Genomic DNA, 829 nt, shown 5'->3' on the forward strand with positions numbered 1-829 from the left:
CCCGCGGAACGACGCCACGACGCGGCGACCACCGGGCGCACCGGCCGGGTGACGGTGCCGGCCGCGGTGAACCGGTCGTGGGCGCTGCGCAGCGCCCGGACCCGCTCGACGGGATCGGCACCCGGCTCCAGGGCGACCCAGGGATCGGTCAACTCGGCCTCCCCGAAGGGGTCTCGACGGCGACGGCGTGGAAACGATGTCGCGGGACCCCGTCATCGTCGCTCGCGCGGCGCGGGCCGACAAGGAGCCCGGCACCGATCGGCCGAGGTGGCACATGCCGGACCGCGCCGGGATCACCGGGTCAGGAGAGGTTGACCAGGCGGATGTAGCGGGACCAGTCCCAGTAGGGGCCGGGGTCGGTGTGGTCGGTGCCGGGCACCTCCACGTGGCCGATGATGTGCTCGCGGTCCATGGGGATGCCGTAGCGCGCGCAGACCGAGGCGGTCAGCGCCGCCGACTGCTCATACATCGCGTCGGTGAAGTACTCGGGCTTGTCGACCCAGCCCTCGTGCTCGATGCCGATGCTGCGCGTGTTGTAGTCCCAGTTGCCCGCGTGCCAGGCGACGTTCTTCTCGCGCACGCACTGCGCGATGTGACCGTCGGCGGAGCGCACGAGATAGTGGATGGAGACCTCCTTGGCGGGGTCCTTGAAGATCTTTATCGCGTCGGCGTACGTCTCCTGCGTGACATGGATGACCACGTAGTCGATGGGATACGCCGAAGGGCGACTGGACACCGTGTAGTTGGAGGTGCTGGCGGGGACGGATTCGGCCGACGGGTAGTCGACGGCCTGCGCGCGGGCGGCGGCCCGGCCCGCGGGCAGCAGCAC

At 70.7% G+C, this 829-nt stretch carries 1 protein-coding gene and 1 pseudogene; both read right to left on the reverse strand.

The window, feature by feature from the left end; all coding sequences use genetic code 11:
* Positions 1 to 152, reverse strand: a pseudogene (locus G3I40_RS47400) (transcriptional regulator); the annotation flags it as partial.
* A gap of 149 nt (positions 153 to 301) precedes the next feature.
* A complete protein-coding gene (locus G3I40_RS28095) occupies positions 302 to 829 on the reverse strand; it encodes a peptidoglycan recognition family protein (RefSeq protein ID WP_343245037.1) in 528 nt (175 codons plus the stop codon).

The sequence above is a fragment of the Streptomyces sp. SID14478 genome, assembly GCF_010548525.1.
Classification (GTDB): domain Bacteria; phylum Actinomycetota; class Actinomycetes; order Streptomycetales; family Streptomycetaceae; genus Streptomyces.